We start from the raw sequence: 25,624 nt of genomic DNA on the forward strand, positions 1-25,624 counted from the left end.
ACATGTCGAACCCGCCACACGAGGCGCCCGCACTTAACGCTCACGAAGAACATACCGGCTGGCGCGCGTTCCTGAACACGCGCATGCTGATCTGCGTGTTTCTCGGCTTTACGTCGGGTCTGCCGCTTTTCACGCTCGTCTATCTGGTGCAGGCGTGGCTGCGCTCCGAAGGCGTCAATCTGAAGGAAATCGGCCTCTTTGCGCTGATTCAATTTCCGTATACGTGGAAATTCGTCTGGGCACCGCTGATGGACCGCTTTATCCCGCGTCTGCCGGGATGGCGGCCGGGACGGCGGCGCGGCTGGATGCTCGTCACGCAGATTCTCGTGGCCGGCGCTATCGCATCGCTGGGCATCGTGTCGCCGCGCGATTCGATCTGGACCGTCGCCGCGCTCACGGCCCTCGTTGCGTTCTTCGGCGCGAGCCAGGACATCGTGATCGATGCATACCGGCGCGAACTGCTGCACGACACGGAACAAGGGCTCGGCAACGCGGTGCATGTGAACGCCTACAAGATCGCGGCGCTCGTGCCCGGTTCGCTGGCGCTGATTCTGTCCGACCATCTGCCGTGGGCCACCGTGTTCGCGTTTACCGCGGCATTCATGCTGCCGGGCATGATCATGACGCTCGTCGTACGCGAACCTGAAGTGCACGGCACGCCGCCAAAGAATCTGCGCGAGGCGATCGTCGAGCCGTTCCGCGAATTCATTCTGCGCGACGGCTGGCTCGGCGCGCTGTTCGTGCTCGGCTTTATCTTTCTCTACAAGCTCGGCGATGTGATGGCGACCACGCTGTCCACTTCGTTCTTCCTCGACATCGGTTTTTCGCGCACCGAAATCGGCGTGATCGCGAAAACGACCGCCTTCGGCGCGAGTCTCGCGGGCGGCATTATCGGCGGCATCTGGCTGATGAAGATCGGCATCGGCCGCGGGCTATGGATCTTCGGATTCCTGCAGATGGTGTCGACGCTCGGCTTCGCGTGGCTTGCACAGTTCGGCCATGGCGCAGCCGAAGCGCCGATGTATCAGTTCGTGGCGTCGATCAGCCAGACGGTGACGCAGCTGATGTCGTCGCTTGGCATGAGCGGGAGCGTGCAGCTCGATCCGAAGCTTTTTGCGCTCGCAATCGTCTATGGGTTCGAGACCTTCGCGACCGGGCTGACGCTCGCGGCATTCACCGCGTATATCGCAAGCACGACCGACCCGCGTTATACGGCCACGCAGTTCGCGCTCTTTACGAGTCTGTCTTCGGTGCCGCGCACGCTCGCGTCGGCGGCGAGCGGCTACGTTGTCGCACAGTTCGGCTGGTTCCATTACTTCATTGCATGCACCGTTCTCGCCGTGCCCGGTATGCTACTTTTGTTCCGGATAGCGCCGTGGAGGAGACCGTCGTGACGGAAAACGTTCGGCGACGCACGAAGGGCCGGCTGCATCGGCCCGATGGGCTGCATGGATTTGTGAAGCCCCGGACTGTCGCGCGCCGAAGCTGTTTTCGTCTGATGCAAGTGGTGCGTTTGATGCTCGCGCTGGGATGCGCGAGTGGGGCTTGTGCGGTTTCGTTGGGCGCGGGTGCCGCCGAAACCGGCAGCGCAGGGTCTGCTGTGAACGTGGGTGCAAGTCCGGGGGCTGGCGCGGCGCCTGCTAACGCGGCTCCGAATGCGGCGGCTCCTGGCAATGCAGCACCTAAAACGCCGCCTGCTACGGCACCTAACGCCGCTCCAGGCGCGGCCGGATCGGCACCGAATGCAACTTCAGGTTCGACCACCGCGAAGCCGGCGAATGCGCCGACCAGTCCTGCTACAAGCGCCGCCGGCAGCGCGACGGGCGATACCCCGGGCAGTCCGCCCGCGAATTCAACGAGCACCGCGCCCACCGGCGCCAATGCTCCCGCCACACCGAAATCCGAAGCCGCCGCAGCGAGCTCAGGCGCATCGGCCCCCGCGAGCGCCGCTTCAGTTCCAGCGGCTTCCAGCGCGATCGCCATGTCGACGCCTTTCCAGCCGAGCCAGCAGCTGCGCTACGGCAATTCCGCGGTATTTCGCAATCTGATTCCGTCGTCGATGCTCGAGGGCCAGGCCGCCGAGGAGTTCGATCAGATCGTGCGCGGCGCCGACCACGCACATCGTCTGTATCCGCCGACCGACCCGCACGTGGAACGCGTCCGTACGATCACCGACAAGCTGATCCCATACTCGCTCAAGTGGAGCGACCGCACGAAACACTGGAAGTGGGACGTCGCGGTGATCCGCTCGCCCGATATTCGGATTTACGGCCTGCCGGGCGGAAAGATCATCGTGTATAGCGGGATGCTCGACCGCGTCAAACTCAACGACAACGAACTCGGCATGCTGATCGGCCATGAAATCGCGCACGCGCTGCGCGAGCATGCGCGCGAACGCCTTGGCGAACAGCAGGCCGCGCAACTGGGCTCGGGCCCGATCCCGCAGCTGTTCGGACTCGCTGATCTCGGCGCCTCGCCGCTTGGCATCGGCTCGCAACTGCTCGAGATGAAATACGAACGCGCCGATGAAACCGAAGCGGACGTGATCGGCAGCGAAATCGCCTCGCGCGGCGGATACGATCCGCGCGCCGCCGTCACGCTGTGGGACAAGCTCGCGATCGCGACGCGCAATAATCGCGATCAGGGCTTTATCTACGTGCACCCGTACACGACCGCGCGCCGCCAGGACATCATCAAGCGGCTGTCCGACATGCTGCCGCTGTACGCCAAGGCGATCGGCAAGACGGTCGATACCTTGCCCGAGTATCAGGGCGCCGGCCGTTCGCGCCGGACGGCGGCGCGGGAATAGCGGGCGAGACAGGCACCGGCTGCATGCGCGTGGGCGAGTAGTGCGGTCGGGTCGCCGCGCGGGGCGATGGTCGACGCGTCGCGATGCGATGCGATGCGATGCGTCAACAAACCATGCGTGATCAGCTCGCGAGCGTGTGATCGTAGTCGATCGTCAGCGGCGCATGATCGCTGAACTTGATGTCGCGGAAAATATCGACGCGCTTCGCCTTCGATGCGATCTCCGGCGTCGCGATCTGATAATCGATGCGCCACCCGACGTTCTTCGCATACGCCTGGCCACGATTACTCCACCATGTGTACTGCTCGGGCCGCTGGTCGAGCGTGCGAAACACGTCGACATAACCGACCTCGTCGAACAGCTTCGTGAGCCACGCGCGTTCCTCGGGCAGGCAGCCCGAGTTCTTCTGGTTGCTCTTCCAGTTCTTGATGTCGATCTCTTTGTGCACGATGTTCACGTCGCCGCACAAGATCACTTCGCGCTTTTTACGCAGCGCGGCGAGGTGCGGCATGAAGAGATCCATGAAGCGATACTTCGCCTGCTGCCGGTCCTCGCCGCTCGACCCCGACGGCACATAGACCGACACCACCGACAATTTGCCGAACCGCAGTTCGACGTAACGCCCTTCCGCGTCGAACTCTTCGCTGCCGAAGCCGATCACGACTTCATCGGGCTCATGCCGCGTATAGACGCCGGCGCCGCTGTAACCCTTTTTCACGGCATGCTGGAAATAGCCGGTGAAATCGTGCGGCGCGAGGAATTCGGGCGTCATATCGTCCTGCGAGCATTTGATTTCCTGCACGCACAGCACGTCGGCATTCTGCTCGCCGAACCAGTTGAAAAAGCCTTTGGTTGACGCAGAGCGGATGCCGTTCAGATTGGCGGTGATCACGCGCAACATGTCATTCCTTTATTGTCGATTCAGTGTATGTTTTTGTGGCGTCGATCATGCGACGCTCATTCCACGTTCATTCCACGCTTATTCCACGTTCATTCCACCACTACGCCCTTCAGCGAATCCTTAGGCGGCGGAAATTCCAGCTTCAGCGACTCCATCGTGCGCGCCAGCAAGGCAGCCACCATCACATTCCGATGCGTCTTCGAATTCGCGGGAATCACGTACCACGGCGCGTAGTCGGTCGACGTCGCGGCGAGCGCATCGCTATACGCGTCCTGATACTTGTCCCAGAGCTTGCGTGCGTCGAGATCGGACACGTCGAACTTCCAGTGCTTCGACGGATCGTCGATGCGCGCCTGGAGCCGCTCGCGCTGCTCGTCCTTCGAAATGTGCAACATGCATTTGATGATGGTCGTGCCGGAGTCGGCAAGCATCGCTTCGAAATCGCGAATATGGCGGTAACGGCGTTCGCGCTGCGTTTTGCTCAGTTCGCCGAGCACGGTCGGCACAAGCACGTCTTCGTAGTGGCTGCGGTTGAAGATCGTCAGTTCGCCCGCCATCGGCGCCTGGGCATGCACGCGCCAAAGAAAATCGTGCGCCGCCTCGGTTAGCGTCGGCGCCTTGAATGGCACGATACGCAGCCCGAGCGGATCAACTTCGTGAAACACCGCGCGAATCGTGCCGTCCTTGCCGCTCGTGTCCATACCCTGCAGAACCAGCAACACGCGTTGCAGGCGCTGCGCATGCAGACACTCCTGCTGCGCATCGAGTTTCGTGCCGAACTCGAGCAGAAGCTCGCGATCGGATTCCTTCGAGCCGCTCGAGAACGGCTTCGCGCCCGCATCGAAATCGGACAGCTTGAATGCGCTCTTCTTGCCTTCTTCAAAAAAGGGCACGCGAAAATCGTCGAGTTCCGGCTTCTTTGCCATAAGGTCCGTCTCCTCGTTAGGCACTGGCCAGAACGCGAGCGTCCCGCACCAATGAAAAAGGCTGTTGCCCAGTCCTTTCGATCCGGCAACAGCCCATCATGACCGAAGCGCGCCGTTTGTGCAGCGCTGCTTCGCGCGTCCTCAGGACAGCTTCTTCTTCAGCAACTCGTTGACCTGCTGCGGATTCGCCTTGCCCTTGGTCGCCTTCATCGCCTGGCCGATCAGCGCGTTGAACGCCTTTTCCTTGCCCGCGCGATATTCGTCGACCGACTTCTGGTTCGCCGCGAGCACTTCGTCGATGATCGCTTCGAGCGCGCCAGTGTCCGAGATCTGCTTGAGGCCCTTCGCTTCGATGATGCGATCGGCGGCCGCTTCGTCGGTGGCTTTCTCTTCCCAGATCGCGAGGAAGATTTCCTTCGCGATCTTGTTCGAGATCGTGCCGTCGGCAATGCGCTGCAGGACCAGCGCCAGCTGTGCCGCGCTGACCGGGCTGGCGTCGATGGTGAGGTCTTCGCGATTCAGTTGCGACGACACCTCGCCCATCAGCCAGTTTGCCGCGACCTTCGCCTGCGCGGCGCCCGCTTTCGCGACGACTGCCTCGTAGTAAGCGGCCATCGCCTTGCTCGAGGCGACGACACCCGCGTCATAGCGCGTGAGCCCGTACTGCTCGACAAAGCGCTGCTGCATCGCTTCCGGCAGTTCCGGCATCTCGCCCTTCACGCGCTCGACCCACGCCGGTTCGATCACAAGTGGCATGAGGTCCGGATCGGGGAAGTAGCGGTAGTCGTGCGCGTCTTCCTTCGAGCGCATCGACCGCGTCTCGCGCTTGTCCGGATCGTACAGACGCGTTTCCTGCACCACCGTGCCGCCGTCTTCGATGAGTTCGATCTGGCGGCGCACTTCGTACTGGATCGCTTCTTCAAGGAAGCGGAACGAGTTCAGGTTCTTGATCTCGGCACGCGTGCCAAATTCCTTCTGCCCGACCGGCCGCACCGACACGTTCGCATCGCAGCGGAACGAGCCTTCCTGCATGTTGCCGTCGCAGATGCCGAGCCATACGACGAGGCTGTGCAGCGTCTTTGCATACGCGACCGCTTCGGCCGCGCTGCGCATTTCCGGCTCGGTGACGATTTCGAGCAGCGGCGTGCCGGCGCGATTCAGATCGATGCCGGTCATGCCCGCGAAGTCTTCGTGCAGCGACTTGCCGGCATCTTCTTCGAGATGCGCGCGCGTCAGGTTGATGGTCTTTTCGTACGCGTCCTTGCCGGCCTTTTCATTGGCGGGCACCTGAATCGTGACCTTGCCGCCCTGCACGACCGGAATCTCGTACTGGCTGATCTGGTAGCCCTTCGGCAGATCCGGATAAAAGTAGTTCTTGCGCGCGAAGATGCTGCGCGGCGCGATCGTTGCGCCGATCGCAAGACCGAAGCGGATCGCACGCTCGACGGCGCCGCGGTTCGCAACCGGCAGCACGCCCGGCAACGCGAGGTCGACCGGGCACGCTTGCGTGTTTGGCTCAGCGCCAAACTGCGTCGCAGCGCCCGAGAAGATTTTCGAGACCGTCGACAGTTGCGCGTGCGTCTCGAGGCCGATAACGACTTCCCACTCTTTTGCCATGACTTACACTCCCGCCGGCGACTTGCGATGCCAGTCGGTCACGCGTTGGAACGCGTCCGCAACCTGCAGCATGCGTGCTTCGTTGAAATAGTTGCCGACGATCTGCAAGCCGACCGGCCGCTTCGCATTCGCGCCCGCGCCGAAACCGCACGGCACGCTCATGCCCGGCAAACCCGCCAGGCTCACCGACAGCGTATAGATATCGGCCAGATACATTTGCACAGGATCGTCGCCCTTCGCGCCGATATCCCACGCGACCGTCGGCGAAACCGGCCCCATGATGACGTCGCACTGCTTGAACGCTTCCTGGAAATCTTGCGCGATGATGCGGCGGATTTTCTGCGCCTGCAGGTAGTACGCGTCGTAGTAGCCGTGCGACAGCACGTAGGTGCCGACCAGAATGCGGCGCTTCACTTCGGGCCCGAAGCCTTCGGCGCGCGATTTCTTGTACATGTCGAGCAGATCGCCGTATTGCGCCGCGCGATGACCGTAGCGCACGCCGTCGAAACGCGACAGGTTCGACGAGGCTTCGGCCGGTGCGATCACGTAATAGACCGGAATCGACAGCTCGGTTTTCGGCAGCGATACGCTGACAAGCGTCGCGCCGAGCGACTCGTAGGTTTTGAGCGCGGCGTCGATCGAGGCGCGCACATCGTCGGCGAGACCGTCGCCGAAGTATTCCTTCGGCAAACCGATGCGCAAGCCCGCGAGCGGCTTGTCCGCCGCGCCGGCAGCGCTTGCCGGACCTTGCCATGCTTGTCCAACATGGCGCGTGAAGTCTTCGTCGTCGCGCGTGAGACTCGTCGAATCGCGTTCGTCGAAACCGGCCATGGCGTTGAGCAGCAGCGCGCAATCGGCCGCGCTTTGCGCGAACGGACCGCCCTGGTCAAGCGAAGAAGCGAACGCGATCATCCCGTAACGCGACACGCGGCCGTACGTCGGTTTGATACCGGTGATGCCCGAAAACGACGCCGGCTGACGGATCGAACCGCCGGTGTCAGTGCCCGTGGCAGCGGGTGCAAGGCGCGCGGCGACGGCCGCGGCCGAGCCGCCCGACGAGCCGCCGGGCACCGCCGCGGTATCCCACGGGTTATGCACCGGGCCGAAATGGGAGTTCTCGTTGGACGAACCCATCGCGAATTCGTCCATGTTCGTCTTGCCGACGCACACCATGCCCGCGCGCGCCAGACGGTCGACGACCGTCGCATCGAACGGGCTCGTGTAGTTCTCGAGCATCTTCGAGCCGGCCGTCGCGCGCCAGCCGCGCGTGACGAACACGTCCTTGTGCGCGATCGGCAGGCCCGTCAAGGGGCCTGCATTGCCGCTCGCGAGGCGCGCGTCGGCGGCCTGCGCCTGTTCGCGCGTGCGCGCTTCGTCGACGTGCACGAACGCATTGAGGCTTTCGCTTGCGGCAATTCGCTTCAGATACAGGTCCGCGAGTTCGACCGCGGAGCATTGCTTCGCGTCGAGTGCGGCACGCAGTTCAGTCAGGCTTTTCTCATGCATTGCGGTGTTCCTGTACGGACAATTACTCGATAACCTTCGGCACCAGATACAGGCCGTCCTGCACAGCGGGCGCGGGGCGCTGGAAGTCTTCGCGGCGTACCGTTTCGGTCACCGCGTCGGGGCGCAAACGCAACGCGACGTCTTCGATCTGCTCGATCGGGTGTGCGAGCGGCGCGACGCCGGTGGTGTCGACCGCCTGCATCTGCTCGACGAGACCGAAGAATTCATTGAGCTGCGCAAGCGTATGTTCGGCATCGGCATCGGGTAACTCGAGCCGCGCAAGATGTGCGATGCGTTTCACATCGGTCAGGGTCAAAGCCATACGTTTCACCGGAATGGGAGGCGGCCTGCCGCAACGAGGAAAAACGATGCTGCGGCAGCGGGTTAAATCATTGGAGCGGCCCCTCGAAAAAGGGGCGCGCGGCAGCAAAAAGTGCCGCTCGTTTCCTTCAAATACAGCAAAATTATAAGGTATCATTACGCGTTCGACCGAAACCCGGACCGACTTACCAAGGCCTTTCTGGGCATGCGCTGAGGCAAAGCGCAGAAGTGAAGCTGAAACAGCCTTGTGATCTGGTCTCCGGCAGTGACCGGTTCGTTGCACAGTAGATTCCCCAGCCGCTTCAGTTTTCCGCGTGATTTCCGGTGGTTTCCGTACGTCCGATGTCCTTCGTCTGTCGGTGTCAATGCGAAGCCCGGTTGTGTCACCCCGAATGTGAAGCTGTTAATTTTTCCGCTGCCGCCCTCCCGCGTACGGTGCGAGGCCCGGCCCCAAGCGAGACAGGATTTTGAATGTTTGGTTTTTTGCGCAGCTATTTCTCCAACGACCTGGCCATTGACCTCGGCACCGCGAACACGCTGATCTACATGCGCGGCAAAGGTATCGTTCTCGACGAACCCTCCGTTGTCTCGATCCGCCAGGAAGGCGGTCCGAACGGCAAGAAAACCATTCAGGCCGTCGGCCGCGAAGCAAAGCAGATGCTCGGCAAGGTGCCAGGCAACATCGAAGCGATCCGCCCGATGAAGGACGGCGTGATCGCCGACTTCACCGTCACCGAGCAGATGATCAAGCAGTTCATCAAGACTGCACACGAATCGCGCATGTTCTCGCCGTCGCCGCGCATCATCATCTGCGTGCCGTGCGGTTCGACCCAGGTCGAGCGCCGCGCGATCAAGGAAGCCGCGCACGGCGCTGGCGCCTCGCAGGTCTACCTGATCGAAGAACCGATGGCCGCTGCCATCGGCGCGGGTCTGCCGGTGTCGGAAGCAACGGGCTCGATGGTCGTCGATATCGGCGGCGGCACGACGGAAGTCGGCGTTATTTCGCTGGGCGGCATCGTTTATAAGGGCTCGGTGCGCGTCGGCGGCGACAAGTTCGATGAAGCGATCGTCAACTACATCCGCCGCAACTACGGCATGTTGATCGGCGAGCAAACGGCCGAAGCGATCAAGAAGGAAATCGGCTCCGCGTTCCCGGGCTCCGAAGTCAAGGAAATGGAAGTGAAGGGGCGTAACCTGTCGGAAGGCATCCCGCGCAGCTTCACGATCTCGAGCAACGAAATCCTCGAAGCGCTGACCGATCCGCTGAACCAGATCGTGTCGTCGGTGAAAATCGCGCTCGAGCAAACGCCGCCGGAACTCGGCGCCGACATCGCCGAACGCGGCATGATGCTCACGGGCGGCGGCGCATTGCTGCGCGACCTCGATCGCCTGCTCGCGGAAGAAACCGGCCTGCCGGTGCTCGTCGCCGAAGACCCGCTTACGTGCGTCGTGCGCGGATCGGGCATGGCGCTCGAGCGCATGGACAAGCTCGGCAGCATCTTCTCTTACGAGTAAGCGGGGCTCCATGTCAGTGGCGCGGATCGTACGGCTGGCTTCTCCAGCCGCCGCGCGCTGGGTGTGCGGCCTGTTTGGCCGCACCGCGCGCCCTGTGGCGCGTCCAGGTTTCATCTAACCGCTCACGTCCACGGCGCCGACCATGGAATACAGTCCGCCGCCCCTGTTCAAGCAAGGCCCGTCGGCGCTTGCACGGCTCATCATGTTTGTCGTGCTTGCGCTCGCGCTGCTGATCTCCGACGCGCGCTTCAGGACGCTTGAAATCGTTCGCGGCGTGCTCGGCGCGGGGCTTTATCCGCTGCAGCGCGCGGCCCTCGTGCCGCGCGACCTCTTTATGGGCGCCGCCGATCTCGCGGTGACGAGCGCCACGTTGCGCAACGACAACGCGCAACTGCGCTCACGCAACCTGCGGCTTTCGCAGCAGGCGAACGAATCGGCGCAACTCGCGGCGGAAAACGCGCATCTGCGTGCGCTGCTGCAACTGTCGCAACGCTCGACCATTCAATCGACGCCCGCCGAAATCCAGTACGACACGCGCGATCCGTTCACGCAGAAGGTGGTGATCGGCCGCGGTTCGCAGCAGGACATCCAGGACGGCTCGCCGGTCGTCAATGAAGATGGCGTGGTCGGTCAGGTCACGCGCGTGTTCCCGATGCAAGCGGAAGTCACGCTGCTCACCGATAAAGACCAGGCCGTGCCCGTGCAGATCGTGCGGACCGGCTTGCGCAGCGTGATCTACGGCACGCCGAAGGGCGATACGCTCGACTTGCGCTTCGTGCCGATCAGCGCGGACGTTCTGGCGGGCGACGAACTCGTCACGAGCGGACTCGACGGCGTCTATCCGCCGGGGCTGCCGGTCGCGAAGGTCGTGCGCGTCGACAAGCAGGCCGATACCGCGTTCGCGCACGTCGTCTGCCTGCCGATTGCGCAGGTGCGCGGCGCGCGGCAACTGCTCGTGCTGCACTATCAGAACGAAGTGCCGCCGCGGCCCGCCGACGAGCCCGATGCGGCGAGCGCGGCGAAAGACGCGAAGAAGAAGGGCGCGAAGGCAGCGGATAAAGCGGCTGCGTCCGAGAAGGACAAGGCCGGGGCGAAATCCGATGACCGCAATGCGACCGGTGCTGCGTCAGCGAAAGCGCCGGCTTCGGCTTCGGCATCGGCCACAGCAACCGCAGCAGCCACCGCAAACGCGGCGGCCACGAAGCAACCGTCGTCAACTGAAAAGAAACCGGCCGCGGGATCGGCAAACGAGCCGACCACCAAGCCTGCAACGAAACCGGCTGCCAAGCCGCAAGCGGCCCAGGGGACCCGACAGTGAACCGTCCGCAATACATTCTGCAGCCGGTCAATCCGTACTTCATCGCGTTCAGCCTCGCGGCCGCGTTCCTGTTGAACATGATGCCGTGGGGGCGTCTGGCCGGCGTGCCCGACTTCGTCGCGCTCGTGCTGCTGTTCTGGAACGTCCATCAGCCGCGCAAGGTCGGCATGGGCATCGCGTTCATGCTCGGTCTGTTGATGGACGTGCACAACGCAAGCCTGCTCGGCGAACACGCGCTCGCTTATACGCTGCTGTCGTACGGCGCGATCACGATTCACCGCCGCGTGCTGTGGATGACGCTGCCCGTGCAGATCTTCGCGGTCATGCCGTTGCTGGTGGTCGCGCAGGTCGTGCCGTTCGTGATCCGCTTGCTGACCGGCGCGGCCTTCCCCGGTTGGGGTTATCTGATCGACGGTTTCGTCGAAGCCGCGCTGTGGCCGCTCGCGAGCGTGCTGCTGTTGATGCCGCAGCGCCGCCCGGCCGATCCGGACGACACCCGGCCCATCTGATGTCGAGGCCATCTGATGTCGAGGCCGCCGGCATGACCCAGGGCCGACGCAAAACCGCATGACCGAATTTAAAGACACCCAGCAGCAACTGACCAGGTTCCGTTTGCGCGTCGCCGCAGCGGGCCTGTTCGTGTTCGTCTGCTTCGGGCTGATCGCATTCCGCTTCCTGTTTTTGCAGGTGTGGCACTACAGCAAGTATTCACTGCAGGCGGACGAAAACCGCATCTCGGTCGCGCCAATCGTGCCGAACCGCGGCATCATCACCGATCGCAACGGCGTGGTGCTCGCGAAAAACTACTCGGCGTACACGCTCGAAATCACGCCGTCGAAGCTCAACGACACGCTCGAAAACGTGATCGACAAACTGTCGACGGTGATCACGATCGATGCGCGCGACCGCCGCCGCTTCAAGAAGCTGCAGGAGGACTCGAAGAACTTCGAGAGCCTGCCGATCCGCACGCGCCTGACCGACGACGAAGTCGCGCGCTTTACCGCGCAGCGTTTCCGCTTTCCGGGCGTCGAAGTGCGCGCGCGGCTGTTTCGCCAATATCCGCTCGGGCCGACCGCCGCGCACGTGATCGGCTATATCGGCCGCATTTCACAGCGCGACCAGGAGCGCATCGACGACATCTCCGACCAGAACGACAGCGACCCCGATCACTACGACCCGCGCCTCGACGCGAACAACTACAAGGGCACCGACTACATCGGCAAGATCGGCGTCGAACAGAGCTACGAAACCGAATTGCACGGCCTGACCGGCTTCGAGGAAGTCGAGGTCACCGCGGGCGGCCGGCCGGTGCGCACGCTGTCGCGCACCCAGGCGACGCCGGGCAACAACCTCGTGCTGTCGCTCGATATCGGCTTGCAGCAGGTCGCCGAGCAGGCGTTCGCGGGCCGGCGCGGCGCGCTCGTCGCAATCGAACCGTCGACCGGCGACGTGCTCGCGTTCGTCTCCGCGCCGAGCTTCGACCCGAATTCGTTTGTCGACGGCATCGACCAGCAGACGTGGGACGAGCTCAATAATTCGCCCGATCACCCGCTGCTGAACCGGCCGCTGCACGGCACCTATCCGCCGGGCTCGACCTACAAGCCGTTCATGGCGCTCGCCGCGCTGACGCTGCACAAGCGCACGCCGCAATGGGGCTTCCAGGATCCGGGCTCGTACACGTTCGGCGGCCACACGTTCCGCAACGACGTGCCGCAGGGTCAGGGCTGGATCGACATGAACCGCGCGATCATGGTGTCGAACGACACCTACTTCTACATGCTCGCGCACGATCTCGGCGTGAACGCGATCGCGAACTTCATGAAGCCGTGGGGCTTCGGGCAGATTACGGGCATCGATATCGCGGGCGAGGCGCGCGGCATCCTGCCGTCAACTGACTGGAAGCGCAAGGCGTACCGCAAGCCCGAGCAGCAGAAGTGGTACGAGGGCGAGACGATCAGCCTCGGCATCGGCCAGGGCTATAACTCGTTCACGATCCTGCAGCTCGCGCACGCGACCGCGACGCTCGCGAACAACGGCGTGCTGATGAAGCCGCACCTGGTGAAGGAAATCGAAAACCCGATTTCGCACCAGATGCGGCTGACCGTGCCGAGCGACGAAGGGCACATCAACGTCTCGCAGACCGATATCGATGTGGTCAAGCGCGGCATGGAAAACGTCACGTCGAATCCGTCGGGCACTGCGTATCAGATCTTCCGCAACTCGACGTATCTCGTCGCGGGCAAGACCGGTACCGCGCAGGTGTTTTCGCTGCAGGGACAGAAGTATCACGGCCATGCGCTCGCCGAGAAACTGCGCGACCACGCGCTCTTTATCGCGTTCGCGCCGGCGGAGAATCCGAAGATCGCGGTCGCGCTGATCGTCGAAAACGGCGGCTGGGGCGCGCAGGCGGCCGGCCCGATCGCGAAGCGCGTGCTCGACTACTATCTGATCGACCGCCTCAAGCCCGGCGTCCAGGAAGCCGCGGTGAGCGCGGCGGCTTCGGCAACCGAAGGGGCGTCGGAGCCGGCGATCAGCGATGTGCCGGCGTCGTCCGCGACCGGCATGGCGTCGGCGCCTGTCGGCGTGAGTGCGCCGGACGCCGTGCAGCCCGTGACCATCGCGGCCGGCTATACGCCGTTGCCGCCGCCGCCCGGGGCGGCGAAGCCGGCTGCCGCGCCGGACGCGGCGTCGGATCCGCAGGCGGCGAGTGGGGCTGCGGGTGCGTCCGCGGCGGTGCCCGCTGCGCCAGCCAAGACCCAGCGTCCCGCCAACCCGCATCCGCGGCGCCCGGCCAGCGACGCCGCACCGGTCGCTGTGGCGCCGTCGCGAGAAGATGGCGCGGCGCCCGCGCCGCCTCGCGTGCCCGCCACCGGCGGCATCGACGAATAAAGGAGAGAGGCATGCAAAACGACAAGCGCGCCTGGCTCGACCGCATCAAGAAAATGTTCGCGGGCTTCGACAAGCCGCTCGCACTGATCGTGTTCCTGCTGCTGTGCGTCGGCATCGTCACGCTGTACAGCGCGAGCCTAGACGTGCCCGGACGCGTCGAGGATCAACTGCGCAACATCATGCTGACCTTCGTGCTGATGTGGATTCTCGCGAACGTGCCGCCGAATACGCTGATGCGCTTCGCGGTGCCGGCCTATACCTTCGGCGTCGCGTTACTGATCGCGGTCGCGCTATTCGGGCTCACGCGCAAGGGCGCGAAGCGCTGGATCAACGTCGGTGTGGTGATCCAGCCATCCGAGATCCTGAAGATCGCGACACCGCTGATGCTCGCGTGGTACTACCAGCGGCGCGAAGGCGTGATGCGCTGGTACGACTACCTCGTCGGCCTTGTGATTCTCGCGATCCCGGTCGGGCTGATCGCGAAGCAGCCGGACCTCGGCACCGCCGTGCTCGTGTTCGCGTCGGGTCTTTTCGTGATCTATTTCGCGGGCTTGAGCTTCAAGCTGATCGTGCCGGTGCTGATCGCGGGCGTGATCGCGGTCGCATCGATTGCGACGTTTCAGGACAAGATCTGCCAGCCCGACGTGCAGTGGCCGTTGATGCACGATTATCAGAAGCACCGCATCTGCACGCTGCTCGATCCGACGTCCGACCCGCTCGGCAAGGGCTTCCACACCATTCAGGCGGTCATCGCAATCGGCTCGGGCGGGCCGCTCGGCAAAGGCTGGCTGAAGGGCACGCAGGCGCACCTCGAGTTCATTCCGGAGAAGCACACAGACTTTATCTTCGCGGTATTCGCCGAGGAATTCGGCCTCGCCGGCGGGCTTGTGCTGCTCACGCTCTATATGGCGCTGATCGCACGCGGGCTCTTTATCGCCGCGAACGGCGCGACGCTGTTTGGACGCTTGCTAGCCGGCTCGTTGACGATGGCGTTCTTCACCTACGCCTTCGTCAACATCGGGATGGTGAGCGGGATTCTGCCGGTGGTCGGCGTGCCGCTGCCGTTCATGAGTTATGGCGGCACCGCGCTGACGACGCTCGGCGTCGCGATCGGGCTCATCATGAGCGTGTCGCGACAGAAACGGTTGATGCAAAGCTAGGCGCGCACGACGCTTATTGCGGCTTCGCCTCGTGCGACTCGCGCAACTGCGTGGTCAACTGCTGATACTTGAGCCGCGCCGCCGGATCGCCCTGCGCCGCGGCGGCCGCATAGTACGCGCGCGCAACGTTCAGGTTCTGCTTGACGCCATCGCCGCCGCGCTCATAAAACGAGCCCGTCACATATTGCGCGGTCATATCGCCGCCTTCGGCTGCCTTCTTGTACCAGACGAACGCCTGCTGGTTGTCGCGCGTCGTGCCGCGGCCATCGAGAAACTGATTCGCCAGCGCGAGTTCCGCCTGCACATGCCCTTGCTTCGCGGCCTTCATAAACCACTGATGCGCTTCTGCGGGATCGCGGCCCACGAATTCGCCATCGTCGTACATCTTGCCGTACACGTACTGCGCATGCGACATATTCGCGTCCGCGGCCTTGCGCAGCCATTTCTTCCCTTCGTCGACGTTGGCCGGGCCGCCTTCGCCGTTCAGCAGCATCATCGCGTAGTTGAATTCGGCGAGACGGTTGCCGCGCTGCGCGGCCTTGCGGAATTCAGCAAGCGCCGAGGTCAGATTGCCGGCGTTGTAGTCGGCGACCGCGGTCTGCGTTTCCGCGTCCGCAGGCTTCGGATCGAACGCCTGGGCATCGGCCGCGCGTGCGTCGGTTGCCGTCAGGCCCGTGGCTGCCACGAGCGCGGCTGACGCAGTCAGCGCAAACAGGACACCGGTGCGCGTCACAGCGCGCGCCCAGTGCGGCGAAATCTTCTTCATGACCTGACCTCCTGCAACGACTGCCGCGTCACGCGCAACAGCCACATCACGTCGGCAGCGAGCGAAATAAAGCGAAAACCCGCTTCGCGAGACTGCCGCGCATTCACGACGTCCATCGCGAAGATGCCCGCGGCGATATGCGCATTCTTTGCAACTTGCACGATATGTGCCATTGCTTCCTGCACTTCGGGATGCTTCGGATCGCCGAGATGTCCGAGGCTTGCCGCGAGATCAGCCGGGCCGACGAACAGGCAATCGATGCCCGGCACCGCCGCAATCTGCTCGACCTGCGCGAGCGCGCGCGCCGATTCGATCTGCACGATCGTCGCGATCTGCGCGTTCGCATTCTGCAGATAATCGCGGCGCATGCCATAAGCGGCCGCACGCACCGCGCCGGCCACGCCGCGCAAGCCGTCGGACGATTCCGCCGTCGGGTATTGCGTGAGCCGCACCGCATACGCGGCTTCTTCGGCGGATTCGATATTCGGGAACATCAGCGTGCGCGCGCCCGCATCGAGCACGCGCTTGACGAGCCACGGCTCGGCCGCCGGCACGCGCACGACCGGCTCGCTCGGCAGGTGCGCGGCCGCAATCGCGCGCAACTGCTCGGTGACGTCGACGCTATCGTTCGGCGAATGCTCCATGTCGATCAGCAGCCAGTCGAAGCCCGCGTGCGCGAGCGCTTCGGCGGCACTCGAGCTGCCTAACGACAGCCACAGGCCATACAGCGGATCGGGGTCTTTGAGGCGCAGTTTGAGCGGATTCGTGAACGTGCTCATCAGCGCGTCTCCGCGCGGCACGTTGCGCCGCAAGATGACCGGAAAACCGCGAGGGAACGGCGCGAACGACGAGCGTCGTCGCAAATCTGCTGCGCGGTGAAGGGTGCTGCGGACACTGCGATAGTGGGCGTCGTGGCGGCCGGCATGGTCTCGCTCCGGTGGCTACTGCAATGTGATGGCACGCAATGGGCGCACATAGTGGGCGCACTTGAAGAGGCGCACGTATCTGGCACGCGCTCAGCACGTGCCGGCACGATCATACCGTGACAATAACGCTTGTATCGTCTACAAAGCGCACGCTATTCGCGTACGAAATCGGACCAGCAATTCGGCGTTTCGTACAGACGCACGCGCTGCAGCCGCACGTTCACGCCGTAGTGCGCGTCGTAGACGTTCGCGAGTATGCCGAACGCCACCGCCGCAAGATTTTCGACGGTCGGAATGCGGTCGAGCACGACCGTCTTGTGGCCCGGCATCGAGTCGAGGAAGCGGCGCAACTGCGTGTCGCCTTCGTAGACGATAAACGCGTGGTCCCACTTTTCGACGAGATGCTCCATCGCGAGCGACTTCACGTCGGCGAAATCCATCACCATGCCGCGGTCCGGCGCGCCTTCCGTTTCGACCAGATCACCCTGCAGCGTGATCTCGAGCACATAGCGATGCCCATGCAGATTGCGGCACTGGCTGCGGTGGTCGGGAATGCGGTGGCCCGCATCGAATTCGAGTTTTCGGGTAATGGTCAGCACGGCGATCAGGGGATGTTCAGGTACTTATGGGTTTGCATCGACAGACGCCAGCGCGGATGGCGCTTGCACCAGTCGATGGCGAGCTTCGTATTGATATCGCGCGACGGGCCGTCCATCGGCTGCACGAGGAAATAGTCGAAGTCGAGTTTCTCGTAGTCGGACAGACGCTGATTATCCTGCGGGACCACGACCTTGAGCTCATTGCCCCTGGTCACGACGAGCGGCGCATCGGCCTTCGGACTCACGCAGATCCAGTCGATGGTTTCAAGCACCGGTAGCGAGCCGTTCGTTTCGATCGCGATCTCGAAGCCGGCTGCGTGCAACGCATCGACGAACGGCTGGTCGATCTGCAGCATCGGCTCGCCGCCCGTGCAGACCACGAAGCGCTGGCCTTCGCCTGCGGGCCACAGCGATGCGATCATCGCGACGAGTTCGTCAGCGCTGCGATACTTGCCGCCGTTTTCGCCATCGGTGCCGACGAAGTCGGTGTCGCAGAAACGGCAAACGGCATCGGCGCGGTCTTCTTCCCGGCCGGACCACAGGTTGCAGCCGGCGAACCGGCAGAACACGGCCGGGCGCCCGGCATTCGCGCCTTCGCCTTGCAACGTGTAGAAGATTTCCTTGACCGCGTACGTCATGCTGGTTCTGCCTGATGCGCTGTAATGAAGGTTGCCGCCAAAGCCTCGCTCACACGAGCTCGCTGACCTGCTCGCCCGCGAGATACGCCTCGTATCCACGCTTGCGCAAACGGCATGCGGGGCACTCGCCGCAACCGAAGCCCCACGCGTGCAGTTCCGCGCGCTCGCCGAGGTAGCACGTATGCGTCTCGACGCGAATCAGTTCGACGAGCGGGTCGCCGCCGAGCTCGTGCGCAAGACGCCACGTATCGGCCTTATCGAGCCACATCAACGGCGTCTCGACGACGAAGCGGCTGTCCATGCCGAGATTCAGCGCGACCTGCAGCGACTTCATCGTGTCGTCGCGGCAATCGGGGTAACCGGAGAAATCCGTCTCGCACATGCCGCCGACGAGCACCTGCAAACCGCGCCGGTATGCAATCGCCGCGGCGATCGTCATAAACATCAGATTGCGGCCCGGCACGAACGTATTCGGCAATCCGCTCGCGGCCGTTTCGATTTCGATTTCGCGCGTCATGGCGGTGTCGCTGATCGCGCCGAGCACCGAGAGGTCGATCATGTGATCGTCGCCCAAACGCGCGGCCCACTCGGGGAACGCACCGGCAATCGCCGTGCGAAAGCCATCGCGGCATTCGAGTTCGACGCGGTGCCGCTGCCCATAATCAAAGCCGAGCGTTTCGACTGTGTCATAGCGATCGAGCGCCCAGGCAAGGCACGTGGCCGAATCCTGGCCGCCGGAAAACAGCACCAGCGCGCTGCGCTTCGCGTGTTGACGGGTCACCGTGTTACTCCGTGAGGGCTCGAATGATCAACTGCGGATCGACTGCGGATCGACTTCAGATCAACTTCGGCCTTATTCGCGCCGGCGCGGACGCCGGCTCAAGCAGTATAGGCATGTGTGTCGCTGCGCGAAGCGGACCTCGCCAAGCGGGCCTGCATTATTCCGACTTTCGCCCAGCGATCGGCGCACAAACAAAAAAGGACTTGCGACCGGACAGTGCAAGTCCTTGAATATGTGAAATTTTATCACGCGGCACCGTGCACTGCCGACGGCGCCCCGCTCGCTCGACGACGAGCATGACCGCGTTACGCGTGGCCGCATCGAACAACAGACAGCGGCACATACGCTATAGGGGCAAAAACAACAAGCCCCAGGAATCTTGCGATGTCCTGGGGCCCAAATTCTGGTGGCCTGGGGCGGAATCGAACCACCGACACGCGGATTTTCAATCCGCTGCTCTACCAACTGAGCTACCGGGCCAACGAAGAAGCGAGAGTATAACAAAGCATGACGACCGCCTCAAGCCCCCCGCTGAAATTAGCCGCGGGGCGCTTATTCGTCGCTTATTCGATGGTTCGTCAGTCACTCGCCCTTGTTCTTGCCGAGATCGACGCCGAGCTGCTTGAGCTTGCGATACAGGTGCGTGCGCTCGAGCCCGGTCTTTTCCGCGACACGCGTCATGCTGCCGTTCTCGCGCGCGAGGTGGTACTCGAAGTACGCGCGCTCGAATGCATCGCGTGCATCGCGCAGCGGAATGTCGAACGAGATCGACGTGGTTTGCGCGGGTGCCGTGCCGCCGGCCGCGTTATCGACCGCCAGCATCGGCAACGCCGCAGCCGACGCGACCGCCGACGCATTCGCGGGCAACGCGGGCTTGGCCGCTGCGCCGCCCGGCGCCGGCGCCGCGCTGCCGCGCGCCAGCCCCTGCTCGACGGCCTTCAGCAGCTTTTGCAGCGCGATCGGTTTTTCGAGGAAGTTCAGCGCGCCGATCTTCGTCGCTTCGACCGCGGTGTCGATCGTCGCGTGGCCCGACATCATGATGACGGGCATCGACAGCAGCCCTTGCGCAGCCCACTCTTTCAGCAGGGTGACGCCATCGGTGTCGGGCATCCAGATGTCGAGCAGCACCAGGTCAGGTGCCGCACGTAAGCGGAATTCGCGCGCGTCCTGCGCGTTCTCCGCGGTTTCGACAACGTGCCCTTCGTCGCTGAGGATCTCCGAGAGCAATTCCCGGATGCCCATTTCATCATCTACCACCAGGATGGTTGCCATTTACGCTGCCCTTGTCTGCACTGTTGCTTTTGTCGTTCCCTGCGACGCACTGTTGCGCGCCGTCTGCGATCCGGTCGCCGGTCCTGCATGGGTTCCACTGCCGGGCGCCGCATTGTCTGCGAGCTGAAGAAACAGAATCGAGATCTGCGCGCCTTCGATCACATCGCCCGCCTTGAGGCGGTTGCGAATGTCGATACGCGCGCCGTGTTCATCGACGATCTTCTTGACCATCGCCAGCCCAAGCCCTGTTCCTTTGGCTTTGGTCGTCACATAAGGTTCGAACGCGCGCGTGAGGATGCGCGCGGGAAAGCCGGGGCCATTGTCCGATACAGTGAGGCGCACGGCGATACGTGTTTTACCTTCCGCATCGGGATCGCCATATTCTACTGTCCGCGTCTCGAGCAGCACCCGCGGATGCGGCGCTTCGGAGACCGCGTCCTGCGCATTCTGCAGCAGGTTGTGGATCACCTGGCGAAGTTGCGTCGCATCGCCGCGAATCACGGGCAAATCGCCCATCTCGACGGCGATCGCGCTCTTGCCTTCCTCGATGCCGTACAACGTCAGCACTTCGCTTACGAGTTCATTAAGCTGCAAATTGGCGAGCACCGCGGGCGGCGTGCGCGCATAGTCGCGGAAATCGTCGACCATCTGCTTCATCGCCGCAACCTGATTGACGATGGTCGTCGCGCCGCGTTTCAACACATCGGCGTCGTGCGGCGAGAGCTTGTCGGAGAGCTTCATCTGCAGGCGCTCGGCCGAAAGCTGGATCGGCGTGAGCGGATTCTTGATCTCGTGCGCGAGGCGCCGCGCCACTTCGCCCCACGCGATCGAGCGCTGCGCCGAGATCACGTCGGAGATGTCGTCGAACACGACGACATAGCCGGCCGTCTGCGGATCGTCGATATCCTCCGAGGTGCTGGCCGAAAGCAGCCGTGCGCCGCGCACGAGCAATGTAAGCGGGTCTGCTTCGCCCGGCACCTGCATCGAGAACTGCTGCTGCCAGTGACCATCGTCGTGCTGGTTGTCGCTGCTCGCCGCCTCGCGGTCCGCGAACGCCTTGCGGATCATCACGCCAAACTCGCTCAATACGGCGATGCGGTCGAGCGGCGAACCGAGGGCCGTCACGAACGGCTGGCGGAAGATACGCTCGGCGCCGCGGTTCGCCGTGGTGAGCCTGAACTGCCGGTCGAACACGAAGACGCCCGCCGTGAGGTTCGCGAGAATGCTCTCGAGGTACGTCTTCGAATGCTCGAGTGCGATGCGGTTGTTTTCGACCGCCGCGCGCGCTTCCGAAAGCTGTCGCGTCATCGCGTTGAATGACTGCGTGAGGAAGCCCAGTTCATCGCGCGACTTGATTTCGCGCTTCGGCGTGTAGTCGCCCTCAGTCACTTCCTTTGTGCCCTGCGCAAGCAGGAACAGCGGCCGCGCGAGCTGGTTGCCGAGCGCGAGCGCCAGCATCATCGCAATAAAAGTGGCGAGGAACAGCGCGAGCGTCAACGTGCCGATGTACATCTTGCGCAAGCCCGTGCGGCCGAGCGCCTTCTCCTGGTACTCGCGGTATGCGCGCTGCACCGCATCGGCATTGCGCGCGAGCGACGCCGACACCGGTTGCGTAAGCTGCAGGAAGCGGTCGGACGGTTGCAGCTGCGTCGAGTTGGCATCGGGAATGCGCTGCACGACGCGCAGACGCAGCACGCCCTTGCTGCCTTGCACGCGCGGATCGCCATCCACTTCGCCTTCGATTGCCGCAAAGCCGCGGCCGCGCGCCTGCTCGATCATCAGCGGCGTGGGCAGATCGTTCGGCACGAGCGACGCGTAATTGCCGGTCGCCTGCGCCACGACGTGCATCTCGGGCGACGCGCCCGACATGCTGCGCACGGGCTCGACGATCGTCGCGTCCTGCACGCCGAACTGGTCGCGCAGACGCAAAAGCGTAAGCGTCGTTCCGGCCGAATCCGCGTTCGCGAGCTGCTCGGCCATGAGCCGGCCCTTCGTCTGCAAATCGGATAACGACGCATCGAGCATGCCGCGGCCGAGACTCAGGCCCGACGTCAGCGCGGTCTCGACATTGACGTCGAACCACGATTCGATGCTGCGCGACACAAACTGATACGACACGATGTAGATAATGCCGCCCGGCACGACGCCGACGAGCGCAAAGAAGAACGCGAGCTTGGCGAGCAGCCGTGTGCCGAACTTGCCCCTGCGCAAGCGCGTGATGATCACGACCACGAGCACCGCCACGATGCCCATGAAGATCAGCGCGACCGCGATGTTGGCCGTGTAGAGCCACTGATAATAGCGGTCGAAGAATTCGGTATTCGCGCTCGCGGCTGCAAGCAGCACGAGCAGCAGGACGGCCGTGACCGCCACCGTCGACACCAGCAAACGAACGACGATGCTGCTGACACTGGTGGCGCGGCGCACTTTATTTAGCACGATCGCTCACCGTGAAGGTAAAACGCTTCCAGTCGGAAGCAAGATTCCAGTCGCGGTTATTGACCGCGTCGATCTGGAACGGCTTGGGCATCAGTGCAATATCGAGCTGCATGCGCACCGATGCGGTGTACGTCTCCCCGGTGTGAACCTGATTGCGATCGATCACATGCCATGACGTCACGTGCTTGATCACCGACAGCGCCTCGTTCAGCGAGCTGAAACCCAGTTGCAGGCCGCCCGTCGAGACGCGGTATTCGCGCGTGAGCGGCTGGAACGACAGGCGAATGCTCTGCGACACACTGACCGGCTGCTCGTCGAACCAGTACCAGCGCGGACGGCTCAACTCGAAGTCGGTCGTGAAGTAGAGCGGAATGCCTTTATTGACTGCGTCCTCCAGGTTGCTGTTCAGGTCGAACTCGAACCGTGCATCGAGGCTCCACCCATTGCTATCCGATTGCAGCGACGCTCGCTGGACCGCGATCGAATCGGCGCGCGCCGGCCCGGCTGCGGTCAGGCAAAGGGCCAGCGCCATCCAGAGCGCGACCGCGAGCCGTAGCGGAAATAGGCGTTTGATGATCACCGTTTCTGGAAGCGCGCGTAGAAGAATCCGTCGTGGTCTGGGTTCGCGCCGGTGGTCCCTCCGGCGCGAAAACCGGCCGATGCTTCGGCGGGCGCGCGAGCGACTGCGGGCAGCAGTTGCCCCGGCGCGTCCAATCGTACCGCATCCTGATGGTTGTTTCCAAACCACAGTGCCTGCAACTCGCCCTCATCCGGCAGGATTGAGCATGTGACGTACAGCAATTCGCCGCCGGGTTTCACGAGCGGCCACAGCGCGGCAAGAATGCGCCGCTGCTCGGCGACGAGCGCGGCGATGTCGCCTGCGCGGCGCAACCAGCGGATGTCCGGATGGCGGCGCACGATGCCGGACGCGGAACACGGCACGTCCGCGAGAATACGGTCGAAGAGCGGCTCGTTCGCGTCATGCCATGCGGATGGGTTGCCTGCATCGCCGATGCGGACGTCCGCGGTGAGACCGAGGCGCTGCAGGTTTTCGCCGATGCGCTGTGCACGGGAACGGTCGCTTTCGAGCGCGACGAGGTCGAGGTCGGCAAGCTCGAGCAGGTGGCCCGTTTTACCGCCGGGCGCCGCGCAGGCGTCGAGCACGCGCATGCCGCTCTCGACGCGAAGCGATGGCGCGGCGAGTTGCGCGCCGGCGTCCTGCACCGAGACGACGCCGTCGCGAAAACCGGGGATGCGGTCGACATGCATCGCCGTATCGAGACGCACGGCTTGCGGGCCGATCTGCGTCGCGGCGATCTCGCGGTCGTGTAACGTTTGCACATAAGCGTCGACGGTCGAGCGGCGGCTGTTCACGCGCAAGGTCAACGGGCCTTGCGTGTTGCCGGCTTCGAGCATGCCTTGCCACGTATCGGGCCATGCTTTTCGCACAGCCTCGATCCACCATTTCGGGTAGTTCCAGCGTGCGACTTCGTCGTGCTTCGATTCGGCCAGCAGCGCGCTGCGTTCGCGCAGGAACGTGCGCAATACGGCATTGGTTAGCCCCTTCGCGAATTCGAACTCGCGGCGTGCGCCTATTGCGCCGACAGCCTGGTCGACGACGGTGAAGGGCGTATAGGCAGCTGTTTCTTCTTCGTCGACCAGCAGCGCGAATGCGCAGGCGAGCAGATGCGCGACATGCGGTGGAGGCGGCTTGCGGACCAGCTTAGCGACGAGCCACTCGGCGAGCCCAAGACGCCGCATCGTGCGATAGGCGATGTCCTGCACAGCGCCATGCGATGCGGCGGCGCTACCTTCGGGCAAGGACGCGAAGACCGTGCCGAGCGCGGCCGGCAACGCGGCGCCAAGGCGCACTGCGCCGACCGCTTGCGCAGCGCAGTCGAGCGCGAAACCAAGCGACTCGGGGGCAAGCGGCAGCGTGGAAAGGCGCGGCTCATGAGCGCGCGCGGCAGGTTGAACGGCGCGCGGGGACGGCTTTCGGGTCATGAACAGGGGCTGAGCAGCACATGGCGTGCAAGCAGTCTAAACGGCACATTGTAGCGTGGCATGGTCGGTGGACTGACCGGTGGCCGTGCAGGTGTGCGGGATCAGCAACAGTGGGGGTTGTGCGGCTTGCGTTGTGTTCACGGGGTTAACGGCGGGCCAACGACGGACTAAAGCGGGCTGAGTGCGAAAGCGGAATGTGGAAGCGGAATGCAAATCGGGCGAGCCTTTGGTGGGGCTCGCCCGATCTTATTCACATCGGTATCAGTATCAGCAGCAGCATCGGCATCGGCATCGGCATCGGCATCGACAGCGGTTACAGCAGGGCTGACGCGCTTCGCGGCACGCTAGTTCCGATTCTGCGCGGACGCTATCAGTCGAAGCGGCCCGTGCGCGCCATCTCCATCAGGCGCGCGATGCGCTCTTCGGTCGACGGGTGTGTCGAGAACAGATTCGCGATGCCGCCACCGGACAGCGGATTCATGATCATCATCTGCGCCGTGGACGGATGCGCTTCCGCAGTGGGAAACGGAATGCCGCTCGCGTAACGATGGATCTTGTCGAGCGCTGCCGCGAGCGCTTGCGGGTCGCCCGAAATCTGCGCGCCGCCGCGATCCGCTTCGAATTCCCGTGCGCGCGAGATGGCCATCTGGATCAACGCGCCGGCGATCGGCGCGAGCAGCGCGACAGCGATGCTCGCGATCGGATTCGACGGACGGCCATTTTCGTCACGGCCGCCAAAGAACATCGCGAAGTTCGCCAAAGCGGAAATCGCGCCTGCCATGGTTGCCGAGATGGTCGAGATCAGGATGTCGCGATGCTTCACGTGCGCCAGTTCGTGCGCCATCACGCCGCGCATTTCGCGCTCCGACAGCGCGCGCAGAATGCCGGTGGTTGCCGCGACCGCCGCGTGCTCGGGATTGCGGCCCGTGGCGAACGCGTTCGGCTGGTCTTCGTCGATCAGGTAGACGCGCGGCATCGGCAGGCTCGCGCGCGTGGCAAGCTCGCGCACCATGCGATAGAACTGCGGCGCGGTGGTTTCGTCGACTTCCTGCGCGTTGTACATGCGCAGAACCATCTTGTCCGAGAACCAATACGAAAAGAAGTTCATGCCGAGCGCGAACAGCAGCGCGATAAACATGCCGCGCTGCCCGCCGATCATGCCCCCGATCACGATGAAGAGCGCCGTGATCGCAGCCATCAACATCGCGGTTTTAACCCAGTTGAACATATCCAGTAC

Annotated in this window: 22 protein-coding genes and 1 tRNA gene; 7 read left to right on the forward strand and 16 right to left on the reverse strand. The window is 63.6% G+C overall.

Features of this window, described 5'->3' with window-relative positions:
• Positions 1-2: 2 nt before the first annotated feature.
• Together KZJ38_RS00640 and KZJ38_RS00645 are read left to right on the forward strand one after the other, a co-directional pair.
• Complete coding sequence (locus KZJ38_RS00640; protein WP_219798320.1) at positions 3-1,394, forward strand: AmpG family muropeptide MFS transporter; 1,392 nt, start codon at positions 3-5, stop codon at positions 1,392-1,394.
• Positions 1,395-1,498: 104 nt separating this feature from the next.
• A complete protein-coding gene (locus tag KZJ38_RS00645; RefSeq protein WP_246641820.1) occupies positions 1,499-2,809 on the forward strand; it encodes a M48 family metallopeptidase in 1,311 nt (436 codons plus the stop codon).
• A 121-nt stretch (positions 2,810-2,930) separates the two neighbouring features.
• Here KZJ38_RS00645 and KZJ38_RS00650 read toward each other — a convergent pair whose 3' ends face one another.
• The 5 genes from KZJ38_RS00650 to gatC form a co-directional block, all read right to left on the reverse strand.
• Positions 2,931-3,710 carry an exodeoxyribonuclease III gene (locus tag KZJ38_RS00650; protein WP_219798321.1) on the reverse strand — a complete coding sequence of 260 codons (780 nt, stop codon included), beginning with the start codon at positions 3,708-3,710 and terminating at the stop codon, positions 2,931-2,933.
• 89 nt (positions 3,711-3,799) lie between these two features.
• Entirely contained in the window at positions 3,800-4,636 is an 837-nt protein-coding gene (locus tag KZJ38_RS00655; protein WP_219798322.1) for a PPK2 family polyphosphate kinase, read from the reverse strand.
• A gap of 141 nt (positions 4,637-4,777) precedes the next feature.
• Positions 4,778-6,253 (reverse strand): Asp-tRNA(Asn)/Glu-tRNA(Gln) amidotransferase subunit GatB, encoded by a 1,476-nt coding sequence (gene gatB / locus KZJ38_RS00660; protein WP_219798323.1) that lies wholly within the window; start codon positions 6,251-6,253, stop codon positions 4,778-4,780.
• A gap of 3 nt (positions 6,254-6,256) precedes the next feature.
• Positions 6,257-7,759, reverse strand: coding sequence for an Asp-tRNA(Asn)/Glu-tRNA(Gln) amidotransferase subunit GatA (gatA, locus tag KZJ38_RS00665; RefSeq protein WP_219798324.1), 1,503 nt, complete (start codon positions 7,757-7,759; stop codon positions 6,257-6,259).
• Positions 7,760-7,781: 22 nt separating this feature from the next.
• Positions 7,782-8,081 carry an Asp-tRNA(Asn)/Glu-tRNA(Gln) amidotransferase subunit GatC gene (gatC, locus tag KZJ38_RS00670; RefSeq protein ID WP_219798325.1) on the reverse strand — a complete coding sequence of 100 codons (300 nt, stop codon included), beginning with the start codon at positions 8,079-8,081 and terminating at the stop codon, positions 7,782-7,784.
• Positions 8,082-8,551: 470 nt separating this feature from the next.
• Here gatC and KZJ38_RS00675 point away from each other — a divergent pair, with 470 nt between their 5' ends.
• The 5 genes from KZJ38_RS00675 (at position 8,552) to rodA (ending at position 14,962) form a co-directional block, all read left to right on the forward strand.
• Positions 8,552-9,595, forward strand: coding sequence for a rod shape-determining protein (locus KZJ38_RS00675; RefSeq protein ID WP_017772379.1), 1,044 nt, complete (start codon positions 8,552-8,554; stop codon positions 9,593-9,595).
• Positions 9,596-9,737: 142 nt separating this feature from the next.
• The gene (gene mreC, locus KZJ38_RS00680; protein WP_219798326.1) at positions 9,738-10,913 is read left to right on the forward strand and encodes a rod shape-determining protein MreC; all 1,176 of its coding nucleotides are present in this window, start codon (positions 9,738-9,740) and stop codon (positions 10,911-10,913) included.
• Positions 10,910-11,422 (forward strand): rod shape-determining protein MreD, encoded by a 513-nt coding sequence (mreD, locus tag KZJ38_RS00685; RefSeq protein ID WP_219798327.1) that lies wholly within the window; start codon positions 10,910-10,912, stop codon positions 11,420-11,422. Before mreC ends, mreD begins: the two co-directional genes overlap by 4 nt.
• 58 nt (positions 11,423-11,480) lie before the next feature.
• Positions 11,481-13,802: a penicillin-binding protein 2 gene (mrdA, locus tag KZJ38_RS00690; protein ID WP_219798328.1), complete on the forward strand. Its 2,322-nt coding sequence runs from the start codon at positions 11,481-11,483 to the stop codon at positions 13,800-13,802.
• Positions 13,803-13,813: 11 nt separating this feature from the next.
• Positions 13,814-14,962, forward strand: coding sequence for a rod shape-determining protein RodA (gene rodA / locus KZJ38_RS00695; protein WP_219798329.1), 1,149 nt, complete (start codon positions 13,814-13,816; stop codon positions 14,960-14,962).
• Between the two features lie 13 nt (positions 14,963-14,975).
• On the opposite strand, the gene KZJ38_RS00700 is transcribed toward rodA, so the two are convergent.
• The 11 genes from KZJ38_RS00700 to htpX all read right to left on the reverse strand — a co-directional run bounded on the left by KZJ38_RS00700 (position 14,976) and on the right by htpX (position 25,615).
• Positions 14,976-15,728, reverse strand: coding sequence for a tetratricopeptide repeat protein (locus tag KZJ38_RS00700; RefSeq protein ID WP_219798330.1), 753 nt, complete (start codon positions 15,726-15,728; stop codon positions 14,976-14,978).
• The gene (locus KZJ38_RS00705; RefSeq protein WP_219798331.1) at positions 15,725-16,507 is read right to left on the reverse strand and encodes an HpcH/HpaI aldolase family protein; all 783 of its coding nucleotides are present in this window, start codon (positions 16,505-16,507) and stop codon (positions 15,725-15,727) included. The genes KZJ38_RS00700 and KZJ38_RS00705 overlap by 4 nt, the downstream gene beginning before the upstream one ends.
• A gap of 299 nt (positions 16,508-16,806) precedes the next feature.
• Positions 16,807-17,253 (reverse strand): 6-carboxytetrahydropterin synthase QueD, encoded by a 447-nt coding sequence (queD, locus tag KZJ38_RS00710; RefSeq protein ID WP_219798332.1) that lies wholly within the window; start codon positions 17,251-17,253, stop codon positions 16,807-16,809.
• A 5-nt stretch (positions 17,254-17,258) separates the two neighbouring features.
• Positions 17,259-17,891, reverse strand: coding sequence for a 7-carboxy-7-deazaguanine synthase (gene queE / locus KZJ38_RS00715; RefSeq protein WP_219798333.1), 633 nt, complete (start codon positions 17,889-17,891; stop codon positions 17,259-17,261).
• A gap of 49 nt (positions 17,892-17,940) precedes the next feature.
• Positions 17,941-18,672, reverse strand: coding sequence for a 7-cyano-7-deazaguanine synthase QueC (gene queC, locus KZJ38_RS00720; RefSeq protein ID WP_219798334.1), 732 nt, complete (start codon positions 18,670-18,672; stop codon positions 17,941-17,943).
• A 404-nt stretch (positions 18,673-19,076) separates the two neighbouring features.
• Positions 19,077-19,152: transfer RNA gene (locus KZJ38_RS00725), tRNA-Phe, on the reverse strand.
• Between the two features lie 102 nt (positions 19,153-19,254).
• A complete protein-coding gene (esaR, locus tag KZJ38_RS00730) occupies positions 19,255-19,944 on the reverse strand; it encodes a response regulator transcription factor EsaR (protein ID WP_219798335.1) in 690 nt (229 codons plus the stop codon).
• Complete coding sequence (locus KZJ38_RS00735; protein WP_219798336.1) at positions 19,945-22,383, reverse strand: sensor histidine kinase; 2,439 nt, start codon at positions 22,381-22,383, stop codon at positions 19,945-19,947.
• Positions 22,373-22,963, reverse strand: coding sequence for a DUF4390 domain-containing protein (locus KZJ38_RS00740; RefSeq protein WP_219798337.1), 591 nt, complete (start codon positions 22,961-22,963; stop codon positions 22,373-22,375). The genes KZJ38_RS00735 and KZJ38_RS00740 overlap by 11 nt, the downstream gene beginning before the upstream one ends.
• Positions 22,960-24,387, reverse strand: coding sequence for a 16S rRNA (cytosine(967)-C(5))-methyltransferase RsmB (rsmB, locus tag KZJ38_RS00745; protein WP_219798338.1), 1,428 nt, complete (start codon positions 24,385-24,387; stop codon positions 22,960-22,962). The genes KZJ38_RS00740 and rsmB overlap by 4 nt, the downstream gene beginning before the upstream one ends.
• A gap of 370 nt (positions 24,388-24,757) precedes the next feature.
• On the reverse strand, positions 24,758-25,615 hold the full coding sequence (gene htpX, locus KZJ38_RS00750) for a zinc metalloprotease HtpX (protein ID WP_219798339.1): 858 nt from the start codon (positions 25,613-25,615) through the stop codon (positions 24,758-24,760).
• Between the last annotated feature and the right edge of the window lie 9 nt (positions 25,616-25,624).

Source organism: Paraburkholderia edwinii (genome assembly GCF_019428685.1).
Classification (GTDB): domain Bacteria; phylum Pseudomonadota; class Gammaproteobacteria; order Burkholderiales; family Burkholderiaceae; genus Paraburkholderia; species Paraburkholderia edwinii.

Excerpts from the sequence above, each read along its gene's own strand:
- KZJ38_RS00640 (WP_219798320.1), top strand. The coding sequence starts at position 3 with ATGTCGAACCCGCCACACGAGGCGCCCGCACTTAACGCTCACGAAGAA.
- KZJ38_RS00645 (WP_246641820.1), top strand. The coding sequence starts at position 1,499 with ATGCAAGTGGTGCGTTTGATGCTCGCGCTGGGATGCGCGAGTGGGGCT.
- KZJ38_RS00650 (WP_219798321.1), bottom strand. The coding sequence starts at position 3,710 with ATGTTGCGCGTGATCACCGCCAATCTGAACGGCATCCGCTCTGCGTCA.
- KZJ38_RS00655 (WP_219798322.1), bottom strand. The coding sequence starts at position 4,636 with ATGGCAAAGAAGCCGGAACTCGACGATTTTCGCGTGCCCTTTTTTGAA.
- gatB (WP_219798323.1), bottom strand. The coding sequence starts at position 6,253 with ATGGCAAAAGAGTGGGAAGTCGTTATCGGCCTCGAGACGCACGCGCAA.
- gatA (WP_219798324.1), bottom strand. The coding sequence starts at position 7,759 with ATGCATGAGAAAAGCCTGACTGAACTGCGTGCCGCACTCGACGCGAAG.
- gatC (WP_219798325.1), bottom strand. The coding sequence starts at position 8,081 with ATGGCTTTGACCCTGACCGATGTGAAACGCATCGCACATCTTGCGCGG.
- KZJ38_RS00675 (WP_017772379.1), top strand. The coding sequence starts at position 8,552 with ATGTTTGGTTTTTTGCGCAGCTATTTCTCCAACGACCTGGCCATTGAC.
- mreC (WP_219798326.1), top strand. The coding sequence starts at position 9,738 with ATGGAATACAGTCCGCCGCCCCTGTTCAAGCAAGGCCCGTCGGCGCTT.
- mrdA (WP_219798328.1), top strand. The coding sequence starts at position 11,481 with ATGACCGAATTTAAAGACACCCAGCAGCAACTGACCAGGTTCCGTTTG.
- rodA (WP_219798329.1), top strand. The coding sequence starts at position 13,814 with ATGCAAAACGACAAGCGCGCCTGGCTCGACCGCATCAAGAAAATGTTC.
- KZJ38_RS00700 (WP_219798330.1), bottom strand. The coding sequence starts at position 15,728 with ATGAAGAAGATTTCGCCGCACTGGGCGCGCGCTGTGACGCGCACCGGT.
- KZJ38_RS00705 (WP_219798331.1), bottom strand. The coding sequence starts at position 16,507 with ATGAGCACGTTCACGAATCCGCTCAAACTGCGCCTCAAAGACCCCGAT.
- queE (WP_219798333.1), bottom strand. The coding sequence starts at position 17,891 with ATGACGTACGCGGTCAAGGAAATCTTCTACACGTTGCAAGGCGAAGGC.
- esaR (WP_219798335.1), bottom strand. The coding sequence starts at position 19,944 with ATGGCAACCATCCTGGTGGTAGATGATGAAATGGGCATCCGGGAATTG.
- rsmB (WP_219798338.1), bottom strand. The coding sequence starts at position 24,387 with ATGACCCGAAAGCCGTCCCCGCGCGCCGTTCAACCTGCCGCGCGCGCT.
- htpX (WP_219798339.1), bottom strand. The coding sequence starts at position 25,615 with ATGTTCAACTGGGTTAAAACCGCGATGTTGATGGCTGCGATCACGGCG.